General features: G+C 37.0%; 9 protein-coding genes. 3 read left to right on the top strand and 6 right to left on the bottom strand.

From position 1 onward, the window contains the following. Nucleotides 1-72 precede the first annotated feature (72 nt). Together ACIQ32_RS10045 and ACIQ32_RS10040 are read right to left on the bottom strand one after the other, a co-directional pair. Nucleotides 73-369 (bottom strand): cell division protein ZapA, encoded by a 297-nt coding sequence (locus ACIQ32_RS10045; protein ID WP_396195560.1) that lies wholly within the window; start codon nucleotides 367-369, stop codon nucleotides 73-75. 2 nt (nucleotides 370-371) lie between these two features. Continuing rightward, entirely contained in the window at nucleotides 372-662 is a 291-nt protein-coding gene (locus ACIQ32_RS10040; protein WP_396195559.1) for a hypothetical protein, read from the bottom strand. Between the two features lie 188 nt (nucleotides 663-850). Between ACIQ32_RS10040 and ACIQ32_RS10035 the strand changes: the two genes are divergently transcribed. Genes ACIQ32_RS10035 through ACIQ32_RS10025 form a run of 3 tightly spaced genes read left to right on the top strand, consistent with a single transcriptional unit; the run spans nucleotide 851 to nucleotide 5,786 of the window. Beyond that, nucleotides 851-2,548 (top strand): M23 family metallopeptidase, encoded by a 1,698-nt coding sequence (locus tag ACIQ32_RS10035; RefSeq protein WP_396195558.1) that lies wholly within the window; start codon nucleotides 851-853, stop codon nucleotides 2,546-2,548. A gap of 9 nt (nucleotides 2,549-2,557) precedes the next feature. Further along, nucleotides 2,558-5,035: a carboxypeptidase-like regulatory domain-containing protein gene (locus ACIQ32_RS10030; RefSeq protein WP_396195557.1), complete on the top strand. Its 2,478-nt coding sequence runs from the start codon at nucleotides 2,558-2,560 to the stop codon at nucleotides 5,033-5,035. Between the two features lie 37 nt (nucleotides 5,036-5,072). Further along, nucleotides 5,073-5,786, top strand: a complete 714-nt coding sequence (locus ACIQ32_RS10025; protein WP_396195556.1) for a hypothetical protein — start codon at nucleotides 5,073-5,075, stop codon at nucleotides 5,784-5,786. On the opposite strand, the gene ACIQ32_RS10020 is transcribed toward ACIQ32_RS10025, so the two are convergent. The 4 genes from ACIQ32_RS10020 to ACIQ32_RS10005 all read right to left on the bottom strand — a co-directional run. Further along, nucleotides 5,787-7,616: an ABC transporter ATP-binding protein gene (locus tag ACIQ32_RS10020; protein ID WP_396195555.1), complete on the bottom strand. Its 1,830-nt coding sequence runs from the start codon at nucleotides 7,614-7,616 to the stop codon at nucleotides 5,787-5,789. It abuts the gene before it with no gap. Then, a complete protein-coding gene (locus tag ACIQ32_RS10015) occupies nucleotides 7,616-9,343 on the bottom strand; it encodes a phospho-sugar mutase (protein ID WP_396195554.1) in 1,728 nt (575 codons plus the stop codon). Before ACIQ32_RS10015 ends, ACIQ32_RS10020 begins: the two co-directional genes overlap by 1 nt. Nucleotides 9,344-9,366: 23 nt before the next feature. Next, nucleotides 9,367-10,323, bottom strand: coding sequence for a glycosyltransferase family 2 protein (locus tag ACIQ32_RS10010; protein ID WP_396195553.1), 957 nt, complete (start codon nucleotides 10,321-10,323; stop codon nucleotides 9,367-9,369). Between the two features lies 1 nt (nucleotide 10,324). After that, the coding region (locus ACIQ32_RS10005) for a DUF4199 domain-containing protein (protein WP_396195552.1) at nucleotides 10,325-10,826 on the bottom strand (502 nt) is incomplete at its 5' end.

Here is a 10,826-nt window from a genome sequence, read left to right as displayed (position 1 = left end):
TTCTAATTTGTTAGTGTTGAGTTTACCAATTAAAATCTAATGTAGGCAGTGTCGTAATCTATGTTAAGAACGTTATTTTTTTTCGAGATAATCGAGCAATAAATCATTAATCTTTTGCAATCTTTCTTGCGTTTGTTTGCCGTCAATAGCATTGTCTACTTGCTTTTGTTCCACTTGTGAGGCAAACTGTAAAGCACACATCGCCAATACATCTTGCTTATCACGTACCGCATAGTTTTCTTCAAATTGCTTAATCATAGCTTCAATTTTTTTCGAAGCACTTCTCAGTCCTTCTTCTTGCGAAGGGTCAACCGTTAAAGGGTAAACTCTGTCGGCAATTGATAACTTTATTTTAAGCTTATTCTCCATTTTTAGTCAGCTAATTGTGCAATACAATAGTCTATTTCTCGGATTAATGAGTTTATTTTAAGCTTCGTCTCTCGTTTATTTTCTTCACCGCCTAGCAATGAATTGGTCATTTTGAGTGATTCGCAATCTGATTGCAACATTTTGATTTGTTCATTTTGTTGTTGAATCAGTGTAGCAGCTTTTTGTAATTCTGTTCTTAAGGCAGCAGTATTCTCCTCTAAACTGTTTATTTTTATAAAAAGTTTTTGAATTCTACTTTCAACAGAATCAAATATTTCTGCTATTTCACTCATAAATTACTTTATTCATTACTTACTTTACAAAGTTAGGATTCTATTTTGTTTGCACAATAGTTTTAATAATTATTTCTCGCTAAATTTAGCTTATTTTTAAACAACTATAATTCAGTCTGTTACAATTAATTTTTTATTTTCGTAAAATATTACTTACTTTTTATTATTTTAGCTTAAACTTCTTTTTTATGAAAAATATTTGGCTGTTTTGTTGTTTCACCTCCTTAATTTTCTCGCAAAATCAGTATCCGAAGGACTATTTTCGTTCTCCCTTAGATATTCCTTTGCAGCTTTCCGGAAATTTTGGGGAGTTAAGACCCAATCATTTTCATTCCGGTTTCGATTTTAAAACCCAACAAAAAGAAGGGTTCAATATTTATGCCGCCGCCGATGGTTATGTATCTCGAATTAAAATTGCCGTGAACGGCTACGGAAAAGCAATTTACATTACGCATCCCAATGGTTTTACAACGGTTTACGGGCATTTACAATCGGGTTCAGGGCCAGTTGAAAATCGAATTAAAACAGAGCAGTATAAAGCCAAATCTTATGAAATTGACACCTATTTACCAGCGAATGATTTGGTTGTAAAGAAAGGAGAACTTATAGCTTTGTCCGGAAATACCGGCGGTTCAGACGGGCCGCATTTGCACTTTGAAATTCGGGATACCGCCTCTGAAAAAGTCATCAATCCGATGTATTTTGGCTTCGATGCTTTTTTTCCGGATACTAAAAGGCCAATGCTCAGTAATTTATTTGTTTATCCTTTGGGTGCTAATTCTGTTGTCAATCAGTCGCAACGACCACTTGCTGTATCCATTTCCCAGCAAACAGATGGAAGTTACATAGCCGAGAAAGTCTCGGTCAACGGAAAAATTGGTTTCGGAATTACTGCTTTTGATTATGATGATGTGTCTTGGAATGGGAATGGAGTTTTCAAAGTGCAGACTTTTAAAAACGGCAAGCTTGATTTTCAATACCAATTCGATACTTTTTCGTTTGATGAAACGCGCTATGTTAATGCTTTAATTGATTACGGTAGGTATAAAAAAACCGGCCAACGCGTACAGCAATTGTTTGCCGAAAAGCCTTATCCGTTGAGCATTATACAATCCGGTAATCAAAATGGGGTGATAGAAGTGTCTTCAAACATCACTCAAAACTATAAAATAGAAATAGCCGATTTTAGTCAAAACATCACTCGGGTTTTTATTCCGATTGAATTTTCACCTATGCAGGTTAAGGTTAATGAAGAACCGGTTACTTCAAAATATTGGGTCAAAGCCGAGAAAGAATCGATTTTTGCTTTAGAGAATGTAACAGTCACTATTCCGGCCAACGCTTTTTTAAAAGATTTTAAAATGGATTTTGAAGTCAAAAACGGCATCGCTTACCTACACGATGATGTTGAACCGGCTTTTGCCAATCTTGCCATCACTTTTGAAGACAGTTTGGCTACAGCATCCGAGCGAAAAAAAATGTTTATCGGAACTATTGATGGGAAAAAGACTTATTACAATTATACTAAAAGTTATAAAAATTCGTTTACCGTTTACACCAAGTATTTGGGTACTTACAAGTTGTTTAAAGACAGTATGCCACCAAAAATAAAGTCAGATAAACGAATCGGCGGGCAATGGATTAGTCAGCAAAAGTCATTAGTGTTTACTGTTTCTGATGACCTGTCCGGAATAAAAACATGGGAAGGTTTTTTAAACGGTAAATGGATTTTACTAGAGTATGAACCGAAAACCAAAAAGTTATTCCATCATTTTGACGATGGTATAGTCGCCGAAGGGAAAAATGATTTAAAAATTGTCATTACCGATAATGTTGGAAATTCTACTATCTTTGAAACACAATTTTTTAGAAGTCAGAAACTTTAAAGTCATAGTTTGAAAACAAATAAATTCCTTTTTACACTTCTTTTTTTAGCGTTCAGTTGTATGGTTTTGGCCCAAAACAGTACCGCTAAAGTAGCCGGAATAGTTCTGGACGAAAACAACAAACCCGTTGAAAATGTCAATGTGAGCTACCAAACCAAAACTTCCACTACCGATAAAAACGGTTTTTATGAGATTAGCGTACCGGCCAATCAAAAAGTGGTGTTGGTTTTTACCCATACTTCGTTAAAAAGTATCACGGTAACCCTGCAATTGAAACCCAATGAAGAATTCGAATACCATGTGATGATGAATGACAAAGCCGAACAACTCACGGATGTTATCATTACGAGCAATCGAAGAAGAGTACAAGGGATTACATCCATTGAACCTGAAACTATCAGGACCAATCCCAGCGCTATGCCCGGAGTAGAGAGTGTTTTAAAAGCTTTGCCGAGTGTGAATGCCAACAACGAATTGAGTTCAGGATACAATGTTCGCGGCGGAAATTACGATGAGAATTTGGTGTATGTTAACGAAATCGAAGTATACCGTCCGTTTTTAATTCGTTCCGGTCAACAAGAAGGTTTGAGTTTTACCAATACTGATATGGTGCAGAAAATTGACTTTTCCGCCGGTGGTTTTCAAGCCAAATACGGCGATAAAATGTCTTCAGTTTTAGATATTACTTACCGCAAACCAACCAAATTTGGTCTGACAGCCGAAGCCAGCTTTTTAGGCGGTAGTCTAACCGGAGAAGGGATTTCTAAAAACAAAAAATGGTCGGCCATCACCGGAATTCGCTATCGCGACAACTCTCTTTTGGTAAACAGTCAGGAAACACAAACCAATTTCCGTCCTACTTTTGTGGATGTGCAAACCAATGTGAATTTTTCGCCGAATGACAAATGGCAGTTCAGTTTCTTAGGGAATGCTTCTCAAAACAGGTACAATTACCAACCGTTAACACGCCAAACCAATTTCGGAACGATAGACGAACCGATTGCGTTACAGGTTTTTTATGACGGACAGGAAAACGACAAATACCAAACGCTTTTTGGCGCTTTCAAATCATCTTTCAGCCCGAATGACAGCAACAATTACCGCTTCATTACTTCCGTTTATCACACTCAGGAACAAGAGTATTTTGATATTTTCGCAGCTTATTTTTTGGGAGAAGTGGATACCAATATCGGTTCGGAAACTTTGGGAGAAGTAACTTTCAATCGAGGCATCGGAACCCAACTGAATCACGCTCGCAACGATTTAGACGCTTTGATTGTTAATGCGGAAGTCAAAGGAACACATTTCATCAATACCAAAAAACACCAAATCGATTGGGGTATTAAATACACTCGTGAAAATTTCCGCGACCGTATCGTAGAATGGGAAGTGATTGATTCAGCCGGTTTTTCTATCAATCCGCCAATAATTGACATTCCTAACGATCAGCCTTATAATCCTTACGTTGGTCCGTTAGTACCTTATCAAAACGTAAGAGCTACCAATTTTATCGATATCGATCGTTTCTCCGGTTTTGCTCAATGGAAGACCGAAACCAAACTTGGAAACAGTGATCTTTGGATTACCGCCGGAGCGCGTTTCCACAACTGGACAGTTTCCGGTGACGGAATAGCCAATGCAAAAAGCCAAATGGTAATCAGTCCGAGAGCACAGTTAACGCTGAAACCCGATTGGGAAAAAGACATGGTTTTTCGTTTTGCCACAGGATTGTACCACCAACCACCGTTTTATCGTGAGTTAAGAGATTTAAACGGAATGGTAAACCCGAATGTAAAAGCCCAACAGTCGCTGCATTTTGTTTTGAGTAATGATTATAATTTTAAAATGAGCAAACGCCCGTTTAAGTTGGTTACCGAAGCTTATTACAAAAGCATGACAGATGTTAATACTTACACTTTAGAGAATGTCCGAATTCGCTATCGTGCCAACAATAATGCAGAAGCTTACGCTTATGGATTTGACATGAGATTGAACGGTGAATTTGTGCCGGGAACCGAATCGTGGTTGAGTTTCGGGTACATGAAAACAGAAGAAAATCAAGACGGTAGAGGTTTTATCGCTCGTCCAACAGACCAACGATTGAAAGTGGGGATTTTATTCCAGGATTATATGCCGAATTTACCGAATATGAAATTGTACTTAAACTTGGTGTACAACACCGGTTTGCCGGGTGGTTCGCCTTCTTATGCCGATGCTTACGTTTATCAAAGCCGTTTGAGAGATTACCGTCGTGCCGATGTAGGGTTTTCTTATGTGTTGACCGAAAAGAACAATGAAAGACCCAACGGACATTGGTTGAAAAAATTCCAAGATTTGTCTTTGGGTTTTGAAATTTTCAATTTGTTTAACAATCAAAATGCCATTACCAACACTTGGGTACGCGATGTATACAGCAAAAACCAATACGGTATTCCAAACTATATGACTACTCGAGTATTCAATGTAAAGTTGACTGCCAAACTCTAAAAATAAATCTGTATTTTTGAAAGACAAATTGAATGAGATGAAAAAATACACTTTTTATATAACCTTGGTTTTTGCACTAACCGTTATCAGTTGTAAAAAAGAAGAAGCGCCCAAACCTAAGGTGATTTATCAGGATAATGCCAAAACCAAAACTCAAGTACCGGAGGATACTACTCAAATTGAAATAGCCGATTTGCCTATTAATATGGACGGGACTAATTATTTGATTTTTCCGGTAGGTACGGTTTCCGGTGATAAAAAGGGAATCAAAGCATCTTATGATTCTAATACCGGCTACACGGTTTCCAATTATGGTGAATACCAAATTACAGGTTATCTTAAAAATTTAAAGTTTCAAGAAATAGGAAAAGACACCATTTATGCTTTAAGCGATAATGCTATTTTGATTGAAACCGCAACTTACTTGAAATCGACAGCAGACAAAACCAAAAAACAATTGATGGTTTACACTTTAGCTGATATGGACACCAATAAAGACAATAAGTTAGACAATAGTGATATCAAATCGCTTTACATTAGTGATGTGTCAGGGAAAAACTTTACCAAGATTTCGGTTGATTTTCAAGAGTTAATCGATTGGAAAGTTGTTGATAGTCGAAACCGCTTATACTTCAGAACGGTTGAAGATACCAACAAAAACGGGGCTTTCGATAAAGAAGACCGTTTGCACTATTTCTACATCGATTTATTGGCAAAAGAGTGGAAAGCGGAGGAATACCGTCCAATTTAACTACTCAAAGGATTGCATGGCTACTAATTTAGAGTAAGTACCGTTTTTAGCCAATAATTCGTCGTGTGTGCCTTGTTCTACAATTTCACCTTTGTGCATTACTACAATTACATCCGCTTTTTGAATGGTAGACAAACGATGCGCGATTACAACTGAAGTTCGGTTTTGCATCATGTTTTCCAAGGCAACTTGTACAAACTTTTCACTTTCGGTATCTAAGGCTGAAGTAGCTTCATCTAAAATCATGATCGGTGGATTTTTCAATACAGCACGAGCAATAGACAAACGTTGTTTCTGTCCGCCCGAAAGTTTGTTTCCACTGTCGCCTATATTAGTTTCAACACCTTGCGGTAAATCTTTAACAAACTCGTAAGCATTGGCAATTTTTAAGGCTTCAATAATTTCTTCATCCGTAGCGTCTAATTTTCCCAAACGAATGTTGTCTTTAATAGTGCCGTTGAACATAATGCTGTCTTGAGTCACCAAACCGGTTAAAGAACGTAATGATTTCATAGTTACGTCTTTAAGGTTGTGATTGTCGATTAAAATTTCTCCTTCATTTACATCATAAAATCGAGTCAACAAATTGGCAATAGTACTTTTTCCCGAACCTGATTGTCCTACCAAGGCTATAGTTTTTCCTTTAGGAATAGTGAGCGAGAAATTTTTGAGAACCGCTTCATCATTATAAGCAAAAGTGATGTTTTTTAATTGGATTTGGGTATTAAAATGTTCCACTTCCAAAGCGCCAACCTTGTCGGTAATCGTATTTTCTACTTCTAAAACTTCAAAAACACGTTCTGCCGCTGCCAATCCGTTTTTCACTTGATAAGAGGCTTTAGATATGGCTTTGGCCGGTGTTAAAATATTGTAGGCCAAACCGATATAAGCAATAAACAATGAACCATCGAGTGACTTTTCAACCAAAACCAAATTGCCGCCATAGAACAACAAAACAGATATTACTACTATCCCTAAAAACTCCGACATAGGAGAAGCCAAATTGTTTTTCTTCCCAATACTGTTGGTTAATTTATATAATCGATTGACTGAATCATTAAAAGTTTGCGAAAAATAGTTTTCTGCATTGTAACTTTTAACGACTTTTAGTCCTGATAAAGTTTCTTCTACTACCGAAATTAAATGACCATTTTCTTGTTGCGCTTTTTTCGATTTTAATTTGAGTGATTTGCCAATTTTAGAAATAATAAATCCTGAGATTGGGATGAAAATAAAAACGAAAAGTGTCAATTTCCAACTTATATTAATCATGGCAATCAACGAAAAAACAATGGTTAAGGGTTCTTTGATGATAAGTTCCAACACCATGAAAAACGAGTTTTGCACTTCATTGATATCTCCCAGCATGCGCGCCATAATGTCGCCTTTTCTTTTTTCAGAATAATAAGGAACAGGGAGTTCAATGATTTTTTTAAACATTTTTTCACGCAAGTCACGAAGTACACCTGTTTTTAACTTGGTTAAATTTTGTAATCCCAAATAGCCAAATAGGTTCTTAAATAAAAAGGTAACAACAACTATGGCAACCGTCAATAGCAATGCATAATTAGGCCCGTGTGTTTCCGAAAAATAATTAACGTAATAAAAGAGCGTGTCGTTTAAATATTCGTCAATACTGGTGATTCCTTTATAAGTTGGTAATTGTGTGACTTTTTCTTCATTCCCGAAAAGTACTTTTAAAACCGGAAAAATCATGACCATTCCTATGGTTCCGAAAAGGGCGTACAAGACGTTGTGAATAACATTCCAAATAACGTTACTCTTGTATTTCTTGGCAAAAGGAATAATCTTCTTTAAATTCTCGTCCATTAGTTCAACTGCATTTCCGCAATGATATTTTTAATTTTTTGATCCAATTGTATTTCGGCTTCCGGGATATCGTTTAAGCCTGTAATAGCACAATTTACGCTGAAGTAGAATTTAATTTTCGGCTCAGTACCGCTGGGACGAGCGCAGATTTTAGAACCGTCTTCCAAATAATAAATCAATACATTTGATTTAGGAATCAATAAGGTTTCCATTTCACCAGTCAATAAATTTTTAGCCGTCGAGTTTTGATAGTCTTCTACCATAATTACTCGTTGCCCGTTGATTTCTGCCACCGGATTGTCTCGCAAATCAATCATCATTTGTTTGATTTCGTTTGCGCCTTCGATGCCTTTTTTAGTTAGTGAAATTAGGTGTTCTTTATAAAATCCGAAATCTACATACATCTGTTGTAAATATTGGTAAACCGAACTGTTGTTTTGTTTGGCTTGTGCGGCTATTTCACACATTAATAAAATAGCACCAACCGCATCTTTGTCACGAACCGCATCACCAACCATAAAGCCAAAACTTTCTTCTCCGCCACCAATGAATTCGAGTTCAGGGAAATCTTTGATAAACTTGGCTATCCATTTAAAACCGGTCAAACCAACTTTACATTCAACACCATAAGCAGAAGCTAATTCCAACATCATTGGCGTAGAAACGATAGTCGAACCGATGAATTGTTTCCCGTTAATCTTCCCGGCTTTTTTCCATTGTTCCAATAAGTAGTTGGTCATTACAACCATCGTTTGGTTGCCGTTAAGCAATATCATATTGTTTTGATTGTCACGAACTGCAACACCAAGGCGATCACTATCTGGATCCGTTCCAAAAACAATATCCGCTTTCAATTTTTCTGCTAAGGCCAAGGCCATTGTTAATGCTTCCGGTTCTTCCGGATTCGGGGAAACTACCGTTGGGAAATTACCATTTGGTTCGGCTTGTTCCGGAACGATATTTACATCGGTATAACCGGCTTTGGCTAAAACACTTGGTACTGATTTTATAGAAGTTCCGTGAAGCGAAGTATAAACGATTTTTAAATTGGCTTTTGCCGTTGCCGAAGTATTAAAACTGGCATTGGCAATTGTTGAATCTACAAAGGCATTGTCAATTTCAGTATCGATGTACTCAATTAAACTATTATTGGCTTCGAATTTAATTTCGCTGTATTTTAAGTCTTCAATCACTTGTATGATTTCTTCATCTTGAGGCGGAACCAATTGACCGCCATCTTGCCAATACACTTTATAACCGTTATACTCCGGTGGATTGTGAGATGCCGTTAAAACAATTCCGGCATGACAATGCAAGTATTTCAAAGCGAAAGAGAGTTCAGGAGTCGGTCGCATTTCCGAGAAAAGAAACACCTTAATGCCGTTAGCCGAAAATACATCGGCTACTACTTTTCCTAAAGTATCGCTGTTGTGGCGACAGTCGTAGGCTATGACTACTTTTAAGTCTTCTCCGGGAAAGGATTTTTTTAAATAGTCTGAAATACCTTGAGTATTTTTGCCCAAAGTGTATTTGTTGATTCGATTGGTACCAACGCCCATAATCCCACGCATGCCACCGGTGCCGAATTCCAAATTTTTATAAAAACTCTCCTCTAAATTTTTAGGAGAAGTCGTCATCATTTCTTTGATTTGATTTTGAGTATCATTATCGAAGGTTGGGGTGAACCATTCGTTTACTTTGTCTAGTATGGCTTTGTCGATATGCATGAGGGTAATTTATTTGAAATAAATTAAAGATTTACTTCGGTGGAAATTTTGTAACGTTCTTCATTGTTTTTGGTACGGAGAATGATTTCTCCCAAAAATCCCGCAAGGAATAATTGTGACCCTAAAATCATTGCAGTTAACGCAATATAAAATAATGGATTATCAGTTACCAAAATGGTATGATAGCCGGAATAAAGTTTGATTAATTTTAAGGCAATGATTGCTCCGGTAGCTAAAAATCCAATCACAAACATCAGTACGCCAAAGGCTCCGAAAAGGTGCATCGGTCTTTTGCCGTAACGGGATAAAAACCATATAGTGATTAAATCCAAAAAACCATTAATGAATCGACTCATGCCAAATTTGGATTCACCGTATTTTCGGGCTTGATGGATGACCACTTTTTCACCAATTTTTCCAAAACCGGCATTTTTGGCTAACACCGGAATGTAACGGTGCATTTCGCCTGACACTTCAATGTTTTTGATCACAACATTTTTATAAGCTTTTAAGCCGCAATTGAAATCGTTTAAATAAACGCCGGAAGTTTTACGAGCGGCCCAATTGAATAGTTTTGAAGGTAAGTTTTTCATCACCACCGAATCATAACGCTTCTTTTTCCAACCGGATACCAAATCGAAATTTTGGGTCATTACCATATTGTACAAATCCGGAATCTCGTCGGGACTGTCTTGTAAATCAGCATCCATGGTGATTACGACATCGCCTTGTGCTTTGGCAAAACCGGCATGTAAGGCTTGCGATTTTCCAAAGTTTCTCAGAAATCGAATCCCTTTTACGTTCGGATTGGTTTTTGATAAATCGTCAATGATTTGCCATGAGTCATCAGTACTTCCATCGTCAATAAAGATAACTTCATAGGTATAGTTGTGGGCTGTCATTACTTTGACAATCCATTGGTGTAATTCGGGCAAAGATTCCTGCTCGTTTAAAAGCGGAATAATAATGGATAGATTCATTTTACTCTTTTCTTAAAATCAATCCGGCTATTAATGAAATGATTAATCCAAAAAACAAGTTGGAAAGTACTACCATCGCGTAAAACATCGGCATCATGAAACTTTTAGCCATTTCCATACCTTCTTGCATTTGGGCTTCGGAAACATTCGGATTTGATTCCATCGCTTCTTTCATTTGTACATTCATTAAATTATCAGCAAAGTCGGGCTGGATGTAATTGGCAAATACAAAGAAATAAATGGCACCAATAATACCCGCTATAGCAGAAACCCCTAAACCAATTTTGATGGACTGACTCAACGACAAAAGGCCATTGTTGTTTTTTCTGAAGGTGTAAATCGGAATGACCACTAAGGCAACTGTGATTAATATGCCAACCGAGGTTTCAATGAAATTTTTCTCTAAATAGTTGCTTGAAAGAACATATTTTAAGACAGACATTAAAATACTTACCAATCCCAGTAAGAATCCATAACTGATAATCAGACTTTTTGAGGAGTTT

Origin of the sequence: Flavobacterium sp. (genome assembly GCF_044373165.1) — a bacterium.
In the GTDB taxonomy this organism is placed as follows: Bacteria; Bacteroidota; Bacteroidia; order Flavobacteriales; family Flavobacteriaceae; genus Flavobacterium.
This window is presented reverse-complemented; position numbering and strand designations above follow the sequence as displayed.